Raw genomic sequence first — 16,581 nt, forward strand, 5'->3', positions numbered from 1 at the left:
CGAATCCTCTGTTCGCGCTCCGCTCAACGGTCGCAGCCCCCCATCACCGGATCGATGCTCGCCACCGCGACGATGACGTCGGCGACATTACCGCCCTCACAGGTAGCGGGCACCGCCTGGAGGTTGTTGAACGACGGATCACGGAAATGGACCCGCCATGGCCGGGTGCCACCCTCGGAGACCACATGTGCGCCCAGCTCACCGCGTGGGCTCTCGATCGGCACGTAGACCTCGCCGGGAGGTACCCGGAAACCCTCGGTCACCAGCTTGAAGTGGTGGATCAGTGCCTCCATCGACTCACCCATGATGTGCCGGATGTGGTCGAGAGAGTTGCCCATGCCGTCGCTGCCGATGGCCAGCTGAGCCGGCCACGCGATCTTCTTGTCGGCCACCATGACCGGCCCGGGTTCGAGCCGGTCCAGGCACTGCTCGATGATCTTCAGCGACTCCCGCATCTCGTCGATCCTGATACGGAACCGGCCGTAAGCATCACACGTGTCCCGGGTGGGCACCTCGAACTCGTAAGTCTCGTAGCCACAGTAGGGCTGCGATTTACGCAGGTCCCACGGCAGCCCGGTGGAACGCAGCATCGGACCGGTGATGCCCAGCGCAATACATCCGGCGAGGTCGAGGTAGCCGATGCCGACGGTACGGCCCTTGAAGATCGGGTTCTCGTTGCAGAAGGCCTCGTACTCGCCGATGTGGTCCCACATCCAGCGCAAGTACTCCCGGATGCTCTCGACCGCTCCCGGCGGGAGGTCCTGCGCGACACCGCCGGGCCGGATGTAGGCACTGTTCATCCGCAGACCGCTGACCAGCTCAAAGATGTCCAGGGTTCGCTCGCGCTCGCGGAAACCGGCCGTCATCACGGTCAGCGCGCCCATCTCCATACCGCCGGTGGCGATACACAGCAGGTGCGACGAGATCCGGTTGAGCTCCATCATCATGACCCGGATGACGTTCGCCCGCTCAGGGATGTCGTCGGTGATCCCGAGCAGCTTCTCCACTCCGAGCACGTAGGCGGTTTCGTTGTGGAACGGCATCGCGTAGTCCATGCGGGTCACGAACGTGACGCCCTGCGTCCACGTCCGGTACTCCAAGTTCTTCTCGATGCCGGTATGCAGGTACCCGATGCCGGCGCGGGCCTCGGTCACCACCTCACCGTCGAGCTCGAGAATCAGCCGGAGCACACCGTGTGTGGAGGGATGCTGCGGCCCCATGTTGACCACGACGCGTTCTTCGCCCGCCGCGGCCGCGCCCACGACGTCCTCCCAGTCTTGACCGGTGACGGTGTAAACGGGCCCTTCGGTCGTCTCTCGGACCCCCGCGTACGGGTCCTCGGCGTTGTCGGCCGACGAGAATGTGACGTCAGACATGTGTCTCGCTCGCCTTCTCATTCACTCGGCGGCTCACCGCTGCGTTCGACATTACTGATATGCCCTCCGTTCGTCCGGCGGGGGAATCGTCGCGCCCTTGTACTCGACCGGGATCCCGCCGAGCGGATAGTCCTTGCGCTGCGGGTGGCCGGGCCAGTCGTCAGGCATCTCGATCCGGGTCAGGGCCGGATGGCCGTCGAAGATGACACCGAAGAAGTCGTAGGTCTCACGCTCGTGCCAATTCGCCGACGGATACGTTGCGGTGATCGAAGGCAGATGCGGATCACTGTCCGGGCAAGCCACCTCGAGCGAGACCCGCCGGTTGTGAGTGATGGACAGCAGCTGGATACAGACATGCAGCTCGCGGTCGGCCTCGTCGGGGTAATGCACGCCGTTCACGCCGACACACATCTCGAAACGCAACGAGGCGTCGTCCCGGAACACTCGAGCGACCTCGGCCAGCCGTTCACGCTTGATGAAGATGGTCATCTGGCCGCGGTCGACGATCACCTTCTCGACAGCATCCTCGTAACCGATGCCGGCCTGCTCGAGCGCGGCGCCGAACTCGTCGCCCAGCCGTTCGAAGTCCTCGTGCCATGGCCGGGGCGTCGAGGCACCGCGGATCGGATTGGTGTCGCGCGCCACCAGCCCGCCATAGCCCGAAGTGTCACCCGAGTCTTCGACGCCGAACATGCCGCGGCGCGTCGGATGGGCCGGCGGCAGCGCGGGGCCCTCCGGCCCCGACGGAAGTCCAGGCTCCATACCTTCGGGGCCTGGCCCCTTGTCTGGTGTCTCACTCACCGCAGCAGACCCTTCATCTCATGCGTGGGTGTCGCTTCCAGCGCAGCCTGCTCGGCCTCGGCTTCGGCGGCCTTGCGGTGCGCGCCCAGCTTGCCGTGCTGGACCTGCTCATGAAGCTTCAGGACAGCGTCGATCAGCATCTCGGGTCGAGGCGGGCAGCCGGGCAGATAGATGTCGACCGGCACAACGTGATCCACGCCCTGAACGATCGCGTAGTTGTTGAACATGCCGCCGGAACTCGCGCAGACGCCCATGGACAGCACCCACTTCGGGTTCGCCATCTGGTCGTAGATCTGGCGGAGTACGGGCGCCATCTTCTGGCTGACCCGGCCCGCGACGATCATCAAGTCCGCCTGCCGCGGAGAAGCCCGGAAGACCTCCATGCCGAAACGCGAGGAGTCGTGCCTAGGCGCACCGAAGGACATCATCTCGAGCGCACAGCAGGCCAGACCGAATGTGGCCGGCCACATCGAGCCCTTGCGCATCCAGCCGGCGAGGTTCTCGACCGTGCTGAGCATGACTCCCGACGGGAGCTTCTCTTCAATTCCCATGGTTGCTCACGCACCCCTTCCCGTCAGTCCCATTCCAGCCCACCGCGTCGCCATTCATAGATGAACGGCACAGTGATCAGGAAGAGGAAAGTCACCATCGCGACAAATCCGAAAAGTCCAAGATGATCGAACCGGACCGCCCACGGATACAGGAAGATGATCTCGATGTCGAAGATGATGAACGTCATCGCCGTGAGGTAGTACTTGATCGGAATCCGGCCGCCGCCCACTGGCTGCGGTGTCGGCTCGATCCCGCACTCGTAGGAGTCGAGACGGGCCCGGTTGTACCTCTTCGGCCCAATGAAGGAAGAAGCCACCACTGAGCCCACCGCGAAGACGGCACCCAGCACGATCAGGCCGATGATCGGCGCGTACAGATCCACGCGCGTTCAGCTCCCCTCTCGGACACTCAGGCGTGTCCTGGTCTCGTTTGCCGGCTTCGCCGGTTGGCACGGCGACATATTCTGCCCCTGCCTCATGCCGCCGGCGCCAATCGGGTCATGGCATTGATGACGCGGTCGTATGCGTCACCATCACGATGGTCGGTGAGATTGGCGAGCAGCTTCAAGGTGAACTGCATCAGCCACGGACGCGGCAGCCCGTGGTTGGTCGCGATCTTCATCAGGCGCGGGTCTCCGATCAGCCGGACGAATATTCGGCCGAGGGTGAAGTATCCACCGTGCTCCTTTTTCAACGCAGCCGGGTACGCCTGCAACACTCGCTCCCGGCTGCCGGGATTGGCCCGTGACAACGCGTCGGCGATGACATTCGACGCGAGGCTGGCGGCTTCCATGGCGTAGTCGATGCCCTCGCCGTTGAAGGGGTTGACCATTCCTCCGGCGTCACCGACCAGCAGCAGGCCCCGGCTATAGTGCGGCTGCCGGTTGAACCCCATAGGCAGCGCCGCACTTCGGACGTCACCCACCTGGTTCTCCTCGGTGAACTCCCACTCGGCCGGGGTCTGCGCGACCCAGCGGCGCAGGAGGTCCTTGTAGTCCACCTGGCCGAAGGCTTTGGAAGTGTTGATGATGCCCAGGCCCACGTTGCTCGTGCCGTTGCCAGCACCGAAGATCCAGCCATATCCCGGCAGCAGGTCGCGGCCACCGCGGTCGTTCGAGGCCCATAGTTCGAGCCACGACTCCATCCAGTCGTCATCGTGACGAGGGGTCTTGAAGTAGGTGCGTACCGCTACGCCCATCGGGCGGTCGTCGCGCTTGTGGATGCCCAGTGCGGTGGCCAGCCGCGATGACGTGCCGTCGGCCGCCACTACCAGCGGTGCGCGGTATTCCACTTCGTCGCCGGCGGCCCGGCCGCGTTCGTTGACCGGCCTGGCTCGCACGCCGACCACCCGACCGCTGCGCTCGTCCAGGACCGGCGCGGTGACACTGGTGCGCTGGTGCAGCCTGACCCCGGCATTTTCAGCATGCTGGGCGAGCAGATGATCGAAGTCGAGCCTGGTGCGAACCAGGCCATAGTCGGGATAGCTGGTGAGTTCCGGCCACGGTAGGTGCAGGCGCATGCCACCGCCGATGATCCGCAGCCCTTTGTTCCGGATCCAGCCCGGCCCGGCGGTGTCAACACCCATGCGCACCAACTGTCGGACCGCGCGCGGAGTCAAGCCGTCGCCACACACCTTGTCGCGCGGGAACGAGGCCTTCTCCAGCAGCAACACGTCCAGGCCGGATCTAGCCAGGTAATAGGCCGTGGTGGATCCAGCTGGTCCGGCACCGACGACGATCACATCGGCGTCGCCGGCCTGCACATTCATCGGGTCCTCAGCACCTGTCGTCTGATCTGTCTGCTAACCGGGACTACTTAGTGAATGAATTCACTAAGTAGCTTCCTGACCAAGTGTAGGGGTAGTGGAAACGACCTTTCGACCGGGTCCGCAGTCCCTGACCAGCAGATTTACGCATCACACGTGTTGCGAAATTCCTTTCCGCCGCCTCCTGCGAAAAGCCACCCGTCCGCAACTATTGACGCCCTCGAGCCCATTTGTTACTCATGAATGACAAATAGGCGCGGGAAGGGAGCCACCAGTGACCCCGTTCGGTCGCGGAGCCGATGAGACCACCACCGACGAGGGCCTGGCCGAGCACGCCCGGCAGATACTCGAGGGGAATTGGCTCGGACACGCCACCAGGCCGTCGAGCCTGCTCTATCCCCACCAATGGAGTTGGGACTCCGCCTTCACCGCGATCGGCTACGCCCATCAAGACCAGGACCGGGCCGAGACCGAACTGCGTTCGCTGTTCTCCGGCCAGTGGAAGAACGGGCTGCTGCCGCACATCGTGTTCGTGGACGGAGGAGGCCCGTATTTTCCCGGTCCGGAGGTGTGGGCCACCGAACATTCGCCGAACGCTCCGCGCCGGCCCCTGACGTCGGGCATTGTGCAGCCACCGGTACACGCCACGGCGGTCTGGCAGGTTTATCGCCTGGCCCGCGATCGACCACGGGCCAGGCGGTTTCTTCACGACATGCTGCCGAAGCTGGATGCGTGGCACGCTTACCTGCACCGGGAGCGGACCCGTATCGGCAGCGCGCTCGTGGAGATATGGCATCCGTGGGAGTCCGGGATGGACAACTCCCCACTTTGGGATCCGGTACTCGCCCGGATCCAGCCCAGGGACGGCACGGCCCCGGAGCACTTGCGCACGGATCTCAGAGTCGCCAACCCTGCCGAACGCCCGACAGCCGCGGAGTACGACCGCTATCTTCACCTGGTCGCCCTGTTCCGCGCCCACGCCTACGACGACGAGCGCATCCGGGCGGCCACACCATTCGCCGTCCGAGACGTGCTGTTCAACTCCGCCCTGGTTCAGGCCGACCACGACCTCACCGCCATCGCCCGCGAACTCGGCAAACCGTCGACGAAGTACGAGGACTGGGCCCGAGCCACCACGCAGGCGGTGGAAGACGAACTCTGGCAGGACGGCAGCTATGCCGACGTCGATGTCGTGACCGGGGAGGTGCTCGACGCCTCCACCTGGTCGCGGTTCAGCCCGCTGTTCGCCGGAATCCCGGCTGGGGACCGCGCTGAACACGTCCTCGACCAGCTGACCGACGCGATGGTTGAGGTCGAAGGGCTCGGTCCGGCGGTGCCCAGCCTGTCGCGCAAGGATCCTTCCTTCGATCCCGCCCTCTATTGGCGGGGCCCCGTCTGGATGAATGTGAATTGGTTCATCTACCACGGCCTGCGTCGCTACGGACGCCACGACGCAGCCGCATCGTTGCGCACAACCATGATCGAGCTGGCCAGAAAGGCCGGGTTCTCAGAGCACTACCACCCGTCGACCGGACACGGCCACGGCGGTGCTGAGTTCTCGTGGTCTGCCGCCTTGGTGCTCGATCTGCTCGGTCAGCCCGCTGGCGGTTCCTCAGTGGTCACGCCGATAGGAGCGCCGGAAACGTGAGCGGACCTGGGTTAGGGACGGCAGCGACCGGTGTTGTCCTCGGCGCACCACGAGGCCGATCCCGACCCGCCCCGCAGGCCGCCCGCCGCCCCGCATCACGCGCACCAGTTCTCTCGACCTCTTTGATCAGACACAGTCAAAGGAGACAGTCCGATGCGTCGAACCAGAATCCTCCGAATGTCAGCCGTCGCGGCGGGGGCTTTCGCCCTCGTCCTCTCCGGATGCGGTAGCGGCGACACCCAGACCGATGCCCGCGACGACGCCGGGGGCGCGGCGCCCGACGGCGAGCCCGGCAGCGTGGTGCTGTATTCCACCCAGTTCAATCCGGTCGAGGAGGCCGACGCCATCCGGCGCGACGTCCTCGCTTCGTTCACCGGCGATGCAGAGTTCGTCGGGGCATCCGGCGACGGCGAGTTCATCGACCGGGTGTCCGCCGAGGCCCAGGCCGGCAGGGGTGAGATCGGCCTGCTCGGCGCGCTGCACGGCACCTACGTCGACCTCCAGGACCAGGGGCTGCTCACCGATCTCTCGGACCTCGTCGATGAGATGGCTGACCTGGGCATACCCGACGACGTTCTGGAACTCGGCAGGCTCGGCACGGATCAGCAGTGGTACATACCGTGGGTTCAGGCGAGTTACGTCGTCGCGGCGGACAAGCAGGCCCTGGAGTACCTGCCGGACGGCGCCGACGTGGAGAGCCTCACGTATGACGAGTATCTGCAGTGGGCAGCGAACACCGCGGAGGGCACCGGCGCGCCGCGCTTCGGCTTCCCCGCGGGCGAGGAAGGCCTGATGCACCGCTTCCTGCAGGGATATCTGCTTCCGTCGTTCACCGGTGGTGTTGTGCGCACGTTCGGTGACAACGCGGCGTGGGAATACCTGGCCGAGCTCTGGGAGTACGTACACCCGCAGTCCTTGACTTACGAATTCATGGAGGACCCGCTGCTGAGCGGCGAAGTTCTCGTGGCCTGGGACCACGTGGCACGGTTGAAGAATGCGCTCGACAGCCGGCCGGACGACTTCGTCGTGGTCCCCGTGCCGAGTGGGCCGGCCGGGCGGGCCCACATGCCGGTGGTGGCCGGGCTCGCGGTGCCGGAGAGTTCACCGGACCCCGACGCCGCGAAGGATCTGATCCGGCACCTGCTGAGCGTCGACAGCCAGCTGGCGACGCTGTCCGCGGTGGCCTTCTACCCTGTGGTGGAGACCGGCGACGCGGGCGACCTCGAGCCAGGCATCCAGCTGGCGGCAGACGCCGTGGAAAGCCAAGCCAACGCCGACGACGCGCTGCTGGTCCTCCTGCCACTGGGGCTCGGCGAGCAGGGCGGCACGTTCAACGACATCTACCGGTCGGCGTTCGAGCGAGTGGCCGTCAGCGGCGAGGACCCGAGTGACGCCGTAGGCACCGAAGCGGCCCGTCTCGAGGACATGATGGAGAACACCGGCGCGCCGTGCTGGTCCCCAGACGAGCCGAGCGACGGCCCGTGCCCGGTCGGGAACTAGTGGCGTAGCCCGACGACGATGCGCGCCATCACCGAATCGATCGGCAGCCGGTTCAGGGGCACGAACATGCTGCCCTACTGGCTGATCATTCCTGCCCTCATCTATCTTGCGCTGTTCTTCTTCTCACCGATGGTGCAAGCGTTCCGGCTGGCATTCGAGGGCGCCGACGGCGGCTGGACCGCGGAACACTTCACCATGATGGTGAACGACGCCGACTTCGGCCGGGCGTTCTGGTTCACGCTTGCGCTGGTCGTGGTGATAGTTCCGATCCAGTTCGTCCTGGCCCTGACGATGGCGCTGGTGGTCAACGCCAAGCTTCGGGGACGCGGAGTGTGGCTGTACATCTTCATACTTCCGCTGGCCATCTCCGACCTCGCGGCCGGCATCATCTGGTACGCCATTTTCACCGAGCGCGGATATCTCAACACGATCCTGGAAGGGATCGGGCTGATCGATCAGGCCGTCATCTGGATCGATCCGACGCGGTCGGGTTTCTTGCTGGGGCAGGTGATCCTTGCCGAGCTGTGGCGCTCGACGGCGCTGGTGATGGTCGTGCTCGTCGCCGGATTGCAGGGCATTCCGAAGGAGTACGGCGAGGCGGCCGAGGTGTTCGGCGCGGGCTACTTACGGCGGCTGTGGAGGGTCACGCTGCCGATGCTCAAGCCCGCCCTGGCCGTCGCGTTGCTGTTGCGGACGGTGCTCGCCTTCGAGGTGTTCGCGACGGTCATCGCGATCACCGGCCGTGGTGCGACCGTGCTGACGGCTGAGGCATGGCGATGGCACGGCACGTACCGAGATCCGAATGTGGCCGCCGCTTACGCCGCCCTGATACTCGTGCTCACGGTCGCCGCCGCGGCGCTCATCCTGCGGATCTTCCGGACGAGACGAGAGCAGCTGATCCGATGAGCGGCGACGTGCGATCCGACAACACCAGCGGCGAGGCGCGAAACGACAGCAGAGCCCGGCCCGGCCTGCGGTCTGTGCTGGGACGGGTGGGGCTGTATGCGCTGGCGACGTTTTTCGCGCTCTGGATCCTGCTGCCGATGTACTTCATCACCATCGCGGCGTTCTCTACCCCGGATGACGTGTTCGCGTATCCGAAGAAGCTGTTGCCGACCAATCTGTCGACGGAGACGCTGGAGTTCTTCTTCGGTTCCAGCGGCATCCTCGACGCTCTACGGATGAGCGTCGTGGTCGCGGCGCTGACTCTGCTCATCGCGCTGACCGTGGGTACCCCGGCCGGTTACGCGCTCGCCCGGTTCGCCTTCCGGGGCAGTGGCTCGTTCCGGCTGGTGGTGGTCAGTACGCGCGCTTTTCCGATCATCATTCTGTCGATCCCGCTGGCGGTCACCTACCTGCGTGTGGGGATCGACGACACCGCCCTCGGCGTGGCACTGACCCACACCGCGCTGGCGCTTCCGTTCGTCGTGCTGGTGACGGCCAGCGTCTTCGCGGGTATCTCCGAGGAGCTCGAGGAAGCAGCCATGACCCTGGGTTGCACTCGGGTGTCGGCGTTTCGCCGGGTGGCGCTCCCGCTGGCCTTGCCGGGCCTCGCCGCCGCGGCGATCTTCACGTTCATCATCTCGTGGAACGAGGTTTTCGCCGCCTCGATCCTGACCCTGCAGAATCGGACGCTGCCCGCGGAGATGCTCGCGGTGCTCAATCAGTCGCCGTTGCATTTCCGCTTCGCCGGCGGCTTCTTCCTCATGGTTCCCTCGCTGATCGTCATCCTCGTCATCCGGAAGTACCTGTTCACCATGTGGGGACGGGTCTCTCGATGATTCCCCCGCGGCGTCCGGCGCAACCAGAAAGGTGCCATCATGGCTGGCCTTCGCTTTGAGTCCGTCCAGAAGTTCTTCGACAAGGAGCCCGCCGTGGACCGCGTCGATCTCGAGGTTGCCGACGGAGAGTTCGTTGTCTTGCTCGGACCGTCGGGCTGCGGGAAAACCACGCTGCTGCGTTGTCTGGCCGGGCTGGAGAAGGTGGACGGGGGCCGGGTATGGATCGGCGGCCGGGATGCGACGTCCCTGCAACCCCGGTCCCGCCGGATCGCCATGGTGTTCCAGAACTACGCCGTCTTCCCGCACCTGAAGGTCGTCGACAACATCGCCTTCGGGTTGCGGATGCAGAAGATGGACAAGAACACGATCGACGAGCAGGTGCGATCAGCGGCAGAGCTTCTACACATCGAGGACTTCCTCGACCGCTACCCGGCACAGCTTTCAGGCGGGCAGCGACAGCGGGTGGCGGTGGCTCGCGCGATGGCCACGAAGGCCGACGTGCTGCTGATGGACGAGCCGTTGTCCAATCTGGACGCGCTGCTTCGCATGGAGATGCGGGCGGAGCTCAAGCGCATCATCCAGAAACTTCAGCTGACCACCATCTACGTCACCCACGACCAGGTCGAGGCGTTGAGCATGGGCGACCGGATCGCCGTGATGAACGGGGGCCGGATCGTCCAGGTCGACTCACCATTGGAGGTCTACAACAATCCGGCCGACATGTTCGTCGGGTCGTTCGTCGGTACGCCGCCCATGAACTTCCTCGAGGCGAGCATGACCAGCGACGGCGGGCGAACGGTCGTGGAGGTGAGTGGTGGCTCGTTCACCTACAACGGCGCCGATGCTGACGAGCTCACCGGACGCAACCTGGTGCTCGGCATCCGGGCGGAGAACATCGAGGTCCACAGTCAACCCGCCCCGGAACTCGTGCCGGCGGAGGTTCAGGTTCTGGAGCCGCTCGGTTCCCACAATCTGCTGACCGTCCGCACCGGTGCCGACACCTTGAAGGTCTCAGCTCCGGCTGAGTCGTTTCCGGCGCCCGGCAGTGACATCTGGCTGAAGATCGACCCGGAACGGGTCAGGTGGATGGATCGCTCGACCCGTCAGGCGATCACCTGGCGGCCCGTGGAGGCACAACCACATCCGGCGTGAGCACGGCCCCGGGGGCTGAGGGGCCGGGCTCAGGGGTCGTCGCGGGTGCCCTGGTGCAGCGCGACGATGCCGCCGGAGAGATTGCGCCACCGGACCCTGGACCAGCCTGCGGACCGGAGTCGTTCGGCCAACGCCGGCTGATCGGGCCAGGCCGGAATCGACTCCGCGAGATAGACGTAGGCGTCCGGGTTGCTGGCCACCTTTCTCGCCACCGACGGCAGCGCGCGCATCAGGTACTCCAGGTAGACGGTCCGGAACGGCGTCCACGTGGGATGGCTGAACTCGCACAGGATCAGCCGCCCGCCCGGGCGGGTGACCCGCAGCATCTCGCGCAGCGCGAGATCGGGATCGTGCACGTTGCGCAGCCCGAAGGAGATCGTCACCGCGTCGAAGGACTCATCCGCGAAGGGCAGCCGGGTGGCGTCGCCCGCGATGAACGGCAGGTCTTCACGCCGCCGTTTGCCCGCCCGGAGCATACCGAGCGAAAAGTCACAGGGCACCACCGCTGCCCCGGCGGCCCGGAACGGCTCGCTGGAGGTGCCGGTGCCGGCCGCCAGGTCAAGGATCCGTTCTCCGGGCAATGGGCATACGGCCTGGAACACGGCGCGGCGCCAGTAGCGGTCCTGACCGAAGGACAGGACGTCGTTGGTGAGGTCGTATCGGTCGGCGACGTCGTCGAACATCGCCGCAACCTCTTGGGGTTGCTTGTCGAGCGAAGCACGGATCACGAACCCAGCTTAGAACCCGCGCGAATAGGGGCGGTTCTTAGGACCCTGCCCTCCCGTGCTCATGCGGGCTGTGACGAAGTCGTCAACTGGCCGAGTCCGGTCCGCCCGGATTTCGACGTAGGCTTGTCGCCCGTGACGAGTGCTCCCCTCACTGCTCAAGTGCCCGCGCTGGTTGCACGCACCGTAGAGATCCCCGACCCCGGGCCGCTGCTTTCGACGCTGCCCAGCGAGGCACCTCTGGTCTGGGTCCGCCGCGGCGAAGGTCTCGCCGGCTGGGGGGAGGCCGCCCGTTTCGACGTCAAAGGCTCCGCCCGGTTCACCGAGGCCGACAAATGGTGGCGCAATCTCACCCGGACCGCGGTGATCCGGGATGAGGTCCAGCTTCCCGGCACCGGCCCGGTGGCGTTCGGGTCGTTCACCTTTGACGACGGCCCCACGTCCTCCTCGCTGGTGCTGCCGGAGACGGTCGTCGGGCACCGCGAGGGCCGATGGTGGGTCACCACCGTCAGCGTCAACGGCGACTTGCCGCCCTGGCCGAGCTTGCCATCCGTGGCTCCGATCAAGCGGCCAGGCCCGGTGACGTTCGCCGACGGCAGCCGCAGCGGCGCCGAGTGGGGCCGAATCGTCGCCGATGCCGTCAGCCGCATCAACGCCGGTGAACTCGAGAAGGTCGTGCTCGCTCGTGAGCTCATCGCCGAGACACCGCGGCAGCTCGACCTGAGGTGGCCGCTGCGCAGGCTCAGCGATCGGTACCCACGCTGCTGGACGTTCAGCGTCGACGGTGTGCTCGGCGCCACCCCCGAACTGCTGGTGCGCCGCGAACGCGGCCTGGTCACCTCCCGCGTGCTGGCCGGAACCATCCGGCGGACCAGGGACGACGTACACGACCTCGCCTTGGCTGCGTCGCTGGCCAGGTCGAGCAAGGATCTCGAGGAGCACGAGTTCGCCGTCCGGTCGGTCGCCGACGCCCTGGCCCCGTTCTGCTCGAGTATGAACATCCCCGAGACACCGTTCGTACTCCACCTGCCCAACGTCATGCATCTGGCCACGGATCTGGCCGGGGTGACCTCCGGACAGGCGTCGTCGCTGCTGATGGCCGGCGCGTTGCATCCCTCGGCCGCCGTGGGTGGCACCCCCACGAAGAAGGCTCAGGAGATGATTCGTGAGCTGGAGGCGCTCGACCGTGGCAGGTACGCGGCACCGGTCGGGTGGATCGACAGCTCCGGCGACGGCGAGTGGGGCATCGCCTTGCGATGCGCGCAGGTCGACTCCAGCGAGCGCACCCGGCTGCGGCTCTTCGCCGGCTGCGGCATCGTGGCCGGCTCCGACCCGACGGCGGAGCTCGCCGAAAGCGTCGCCAAGCTCGTGCCGATGCGAGACGCGCTCTCCACGTGACGGGCACGACCGCTCTCCACGTGACGGGCACAACCTGAGTGGCTCCGGCGAAAGGGATCTCTCCTCGCCCAGCAGACTCGGCAGGAGAGGGGCTTCGCCGTCGTCCTCCCTCGCTGATGCCCGCCACACCATGGAGAGATCCCTTTCGCCGGAGCCCCGGGGACTAGTGGTGCGTGACGGCGTCGCGCAGCCGGGCATGCAGATCACGTAGTGCGTTCCGATCGACGCGCACCTCGACGACCGTTCGGCCGGACCGCGGCTCGGCCAGTTCGGCGCGCAATTGGGCCACATCGTCCACCCGGACGTGCGCGAGGCCGTAACCCGCGCACAGCGCGGCGAGATCCGCCGCATGCGGGGTGCCGAATACCCGCTCGAATGGCTTCGCGTACTCCGGTGCCCCCTGTTCCAGCAACGAGAAGATCCCGCCGCCGGAGTCGTTGAGGACAACGATCTGCATATCGGGTGTGTCCTCTGACGGCCCTACGAGCAGCCCGCCGGCGTCGTGCAGAAACGCCAGGTCTCCGACCAGAACCCTGGTCAACCGGCCCGACGCGAGCCCCACACCCGCCGCGGTCGACAGCGTGCCGTCGATCCCGGCCAGTCCCCTGTTGGCCAGCACGAGCGGACCCGCCTGACTCTCGGCGTCCCCGGCGAACGGAGCGGCAGTGAGGTCGACGTCGCGAATCGGATTGGACGACGCCACGACCAGCGCCTCGCCGTCGCGCAGCGCCGCCCACACCTCCCGTGCCACCAAGGGGCCATTCAGCGTTCCGGTGTCGAGTACGCCGTCAATGGCACGCCGCGCGATGTGGTCCGCCTCCTGCCACGCCGCCAGCCAACCGTTGCCGGCCTCACCTGGGTGATCGTGCCGCGCCATGTGCACGGCGTGGGTCACGTGTGCGGCATTGCGGGCGGCGTCGGGCCAGCCGTCGCCCGCTGCCACGACAACCACCTCCACGTCGCGCCGGGCCAGCAACGCACTAACCGGCCGCGACAACGTAGGACGGCCGAAGACCACAACCCGCTCGATCTGCCCGCCGAGTTCCGGACGGCTGAGCAACAGCCGATAGGGTCCGAGCGCGTTCGGCCCGGACCGTGCGCCCGAAGACGGCTCAGCCAGCAACGGGAAGCCACCTCGCTCGGCGAAATCCCGCGCTGCGAACCCGGCCCCGTCCCCGGCGATGACGGCCGTCCGTGGTCCCCACGGCAGCGCCAGCGCACTTCCGGGAGCAGATGGATCAGGCTGACCCGGACGGGGTGGGTGCACGGCATGCACCGCCGTCCGGCCGTGCGGAGACGACTCCGACGACACCCACGACGCCGCGGCGCTGCCAGGGTCGGGCACCAGCGGCTCACGGAACGACAGATTCAGGTGCGCAGGACCCGGCGCGCCGCCACGTGAGCCGGCGCATGCGGCCAAGGCCCGGGCGAGGAGGCTGCGCATGTCCGCGACTTCGTCCGGGCGCCCGTACGGCGCGGGCACGTCGGCGAAATAGCGCACGGCCGAGCCGAAGATGGCGACCTGGTCCGTCGTCTGATTCGCGCCGGTACCGCGCATCTCATGCGGACGATCCGCGGTGAGCAGGATCAAGGGCACGTTTGAATGCGCCGCTTCGAGCACGGCCGGATGCAGGTTCGCCACCGCGGTCCCGGACGTCGTGGCGACGGCCACCGGGCCGCTCACCCTGGCCAGCCCCAGCGCGGTGAAGGCAGCCGAACGCTCGTCGATGCGCACATGCAGCCGCAGGTGCCCCCGGTCCGCGGCGGCCGCGAAGGCGAACGCCAGCGGCGCACTGCGTGATCCGGGGGCGAGCACAGCGTGTTCAACTCCGTGGCGGACGAGCTCGTCGACGATCGCCTCGGCCACAGCCGTCGAAGGATTCACGGTCAGTCGATCTGGCGCAGCCAGGTGAATCCGGTGTTGGCGCCCTGGCAGGTCTGGAGAATGACGTCACAGGCGTCGCCACACGCCCAGTTGGACGCACTTCCCAGCGCGGCCCCGCGCCCGGGCGCGATGACCCGGTCGACGACCTCGTAGATGCCGGCCTGCTCGCCCTCCAGCTCTACGAGCGTGCCCATGGGCATCGCGTTCCACCACGCGTTGCCCAGGTAGTCATGTGCGGCGACGAACGTGTCCACAGTGACGGGCGCGTAGTGGCATGCCACGCCATACGGGAGGTTGTCGATGTCGGTGCTGTTGTTGCACACCCGGACCTCGATGTTGCGAACGTCGTCGCTGAGCACGACACCGGTGTCGCTCTTGACCTCGTCGAAGCGATCTCCGCCGGGGTAGACGAAACGGAACTCGTCGCCGATCGCGGCGTCGACCTCGATCTCGGCCGTGCTGTCGGCATCGGTGGTGACCTCGGTGACTGTCTCCCATGTGTCGCCGACCTTCGCCTGCAACTCGAGCTCGCCGACAATGGCGACCCCGGCTTCAGTGGTCCAGGTGGCGATGACTTCGGCCATACCGTCGTCGGTGGGCGAGGCGGTGGCGGTGACCCGCGAAGGCAGCAGGTCAGTTGTGACCACCGTGACGTCGTTGGAGACGGTGGCTTCCATCTCATCGCTGCCGCCGTAGGCGAGCCGGTAGATGCCGGTCTCGCTGACATCCAGCTCGACGCTGCCACCCTCGTCGCCGAGCTCGATCTCGGCGACGTTCTCCCAGGTGTCGCCGTCGACCTCCTGCAGATCGACGACCGCGTGCACGGGCCCGGCATCGGAACTGTTCCACTCGGCGGTGAACGTCACCTCGTCCCAGCCGTTCACGTTCTCCGGAACGGTGAGAATCAGCTCGTCGCCGCCTTCGGGCTCGGCGTGCAGGGCCTGGACCGGGTCGGAGTCACTGGGCGACGGCGGGAGAACGATGGGCTTCGACGCCGCCCGGATCACCTTGGCCGTGGCCGTCGTGTCCTCCGATGATCCGTCGCTGGCCCCACCGATCAACGTAAAGGCCACCGCACCCGCGATGACAATCACACCCGCGCTAGCCAGCAGACGAGACCCCATATACCCATCTTCCATGATCAACCGCGTACTTGCCACGGAACCTCCAGGTGACGTCACTATTCTGACGAACCGGGTGGGTGGATGGTTCCGGACTCAGCGCCTGTTCCTCAACCGAGTTCGATGGAGTTGGTGATCTGCTCGAAGTACTCCTCAGCTTGCCCGCTGTTTTGCTGTTCAGAGGAGACAAGTGGCTGCAGGACGTGATCGTCGAGCTCGATCAGCTGGAAGGTCGTCACATAGTCCGCACCGAAGGAGACTTCGGCCTCGATACCTTCGTTGCCGTCGACCGTGATGCTCTCGCTGCGCTCGACGGTGCCCGCGATCTGGTCGGCGACGCCCTGCATCCCGACCTCGAGGTCGTACATGCCACCGTCCAGGTCAAGAACGTTGAAGCCGACCTCGACATCCCCCTCGACCATGAAGAACGAGCGGGCGGTCATGGTGCCGCCGTCACCGGTCGGAGCTTCTTGCTCCTGCGGCGCGACCGCATCCGGCAACGCCACGCTGATGCCGCTGGGCTCGTCGGTCACCAGCGTCCAGCCGTCAGGAATATCCACCCCGGCCAGGGTGTCGTCGTCCGCGTCGTCGTCCGCGCCGTCATCCGCGCCGTCGTCCGCGTCGTCGTCCGCGCCGTCATCCGCGCCGTCGTCCGCGTCGTCGTCCGCGCCGTCATCCGTGGTGACGTCGCCGCTGTCGACTGGGCCGTCGTCGCCGGAACCGTCGTCCGATCCGCACCCGGCGATCAGGAGGCTGGTCAAAAGGAGCGCGGAGGACGTCCGCAGCGCCGTGCGCAACATGCATCGGCCCTTTCAGAAGAAGGTGGGTGTTGAGCTAGTTTCTCGCAACGTCGACACTAACGAATGCACACGCGTCCC

Annotated in this window: 15 protein-coding genes; 6 read left to right on the plus strand and 9 right to left on the minus strand. The window is 66.5% G+C overall.

Annotation, left to right across the window (positions count from 1 at the left end; genetic code table 11):
* Positions 1-23: 23 nt before the first annotated feature.
* The 5 genes from F7O44_RS11435 to F7O44_RS11455 form a co-directional block, all read right to left on the minus strand.
* Positions 24-1,376, minus strand: a complete 1,353-nt coding sequence (locus tag F7O44_RS11435; protein WP_162450358.1) for an NADH-quinone oxidoreductase subunit D — start codon at positions 1,374-1,376, stop codon at positions 24-26.
* 51 nt (positions 1,377-1,427) lie between these two features.
* Positions 1,428-2,138, minus strand: coding sequence for an NADH-quinone oxidoreductase subunit C (locus F7O44_RS11440; protein ID WP_162450536.1), 711 nt, complete (start codon positions 2,136-2,138; stop codon positions 1,428-1,430).
* 35 nt (positions 2,139-2,173) lie between these two features.
* The gene (locus F7O44_RS11445) at positions 2,174-2,728 is read right to left on the minus strand and encodes a NuoB/complex I 20 kDa subunit family protein (protein WP_162450359.1); all 555 of its coding nucleotides are present in this window, start codon (positions 2,726-2,728) and stop codon (positions 2,174-2,176) included.
* A 23-nt stretch (positions 2,729-2,751) separates the two neighbouring features.
* On the minus strand, positions 2,752-3,111 hold the full coding sequence (locus tag F7O44_RS11450; protein ID WP_162450360.1) for an NADH-quinone oxidoreductase subunit A: 360 nt from the start codon (positions 3,109-3,111) through the stop codon (positions 2,752-2,754).
* A gap of 92 nt (positions 3,112-3,203) precedes the next feature.
* Entirely contained in the window at positions 3,204-4,496 is a 1,293-nt protein-coding gene (locus tag F7O44_RS11455) for a geranylgeranyl reductase family protein (protein WP_162450361.1), read from the minus strand.
* 271 nt (positions 4,497-4,767) lie between these two features.
* Between F7O44_RS11455 and F7O44_RS11460 the strand changes: the two genes are divergently transcribed.
* The 5 genes from F7O44_RS11460 (at position 4,768) to F7O44_RS11480 (ending at position 10,574) form a co-directional block, all read left to right on the plus strand.
* Positions 4,768-6,141: an amylo-alpha-1,6-glucosidase gene (locus F7O44_RS11460; RefSeq protein WP_222851276.1), complete on the plus strand. Its 1,374-nt coding sequence runs from the start codon at positions 4,768-4,770 to the stop codon at positions 6,139-6,141.
* Positions 6,142-6,294: 153 nt separating this feature from the next.
* A complete protein-coding gene (locus F7O44_RS11465; RefSeq protein WP_162450362.1) occupies positions 6,295-7,641 on the plus strand; it encodes an ABC transporter substrate-binding protein in 1,347 nt (448 codons plus the stop codon).
* Positions 7,642-7,659: 18 nt separating this feature from the next.
* On the plus strand, positions 7,660-8,547 hold the full coding sequence (locus F7O44_RS11470; protein ID WP_222851277.1) for a carbohydrate ABC transporter permease: 888 nt from the start codon (positions 7,660-7,662) through the stop codon (positions 8,545-8,547).
* A gap of 77 nt (positions 8,548-8,624) precedes the next feature.
* On the plus strand, positions 8,625-9,422 hold the full coding sequence (locus tag F7O44_RS11475) for a carbohydrate ABC transporter permease (RefSeq protein ID WP_425501386.1): 798 nt from the start codon (positions 8,625-8,627) through the stop codon (positions 9,420-9,422).
* 39 nt (positions 9,423-9,461) lie between these two features.
* A complete protein-coding gene (locus F7O44_RS11480; RefSeq protein ID WP_162450364.1) occupies positions 9,462-10,574 on the plus strand; it encodes an ABC transporter ATP-binding protein in 1,113 nt (370 codons plus the stop codon).
* A gap of 29 nt (positions 10,575-10,603) precedes the next feature.
* Here F7O44_RS11480 and F7O44_RS11485 read toward each other — a convergent pair whose 3' ends face one another.
* A complete protein-coding gene (locus tag F7O44_RS11485; RefSeq protein WP_162450365.1) occupies positions 10,604-11,302 on the minus strand; it encodes a demethylmenaquinone methyltransferase in 699 nt (232 codons plus the stop codon).
* Positions 11,303-11,425: 123 nt separating this feature from the next.
* Between F7O44_RS11485 and F7O44_RS11490 the strand changes: the two genes are divergently transcribed.
* The gene (locus F7O44_RS11490) at positions 11,426-12,697 is read left to right on the plus strand and encodes an isochorismate synthase (protein ID WP_187361244.1); all 1,272 of its coding nucleotides are present in this window, start codon (positions 11,426-11,428) and stop codon (positions 12,695-12,697) included.
* 163 nt (positions 12,698-12,860) lie between these two features.
* Here F7O44_RS11490 and menD read toward each other — a convergent pair whose 3' ends face one another.
* The 3 genes from menD to F7O44_RS11505 form a co-directional block, all read right to left on the minus strand.
* Complete coding sequence (gene menD / locus F7O44_RS11495) at positions 12,861-14,582, minus strand: 2-succinyl-5-enolpyruvyl-6-hydroxy-3-cyclohexene-1-carboxylic-acid synthase (RefSeq protein ID WP_162450367.1); 1,722 nt, start codon at positions 14,580-14,582, stop codon at positions 12,861-12,863.
* 2 nt (positions 14,583-14,584) lie between these two features.
* Positions 14,585-15,742: a hypothetical protein gene (locus tag F7O44_RS11500; RefSeq protein WP_222851278.1), complete on the minus strand. Its 1,158-nt coding sequence runs from the start codon at positions 15,740-15,742 to the stop codon at positions 14,585-14,587.
* A 71-nt stretch (positions 15,743-15,813) separates the two neighbouring features.
* The gene (locus F7O44_RS11505; RefSeq protein ID WP_162450369.1) at positions 15,814-16,503 is read right to left on the minus strand and encodes a hypothetical protein; all 690 of its coding nucleotides are present in this window, start codon (positions 16,501-16,503) and stop codon (positions 15,814-15,816) included.
* Positions 16,504-16,581 lie beyond the last annotated feature (78 nt).

The sequence above is a fragment of the Phytoactinopolyspora mesophila genome (genome assembly GCF_010122465.1).
Taxonomy (GTDB): Bacteria; Actinomycetota; Actinomycetes; order Jiangellales; family Jiangellaceae; genus Phytoactinopolyspora; species Phytoactinopolyspora mesophila.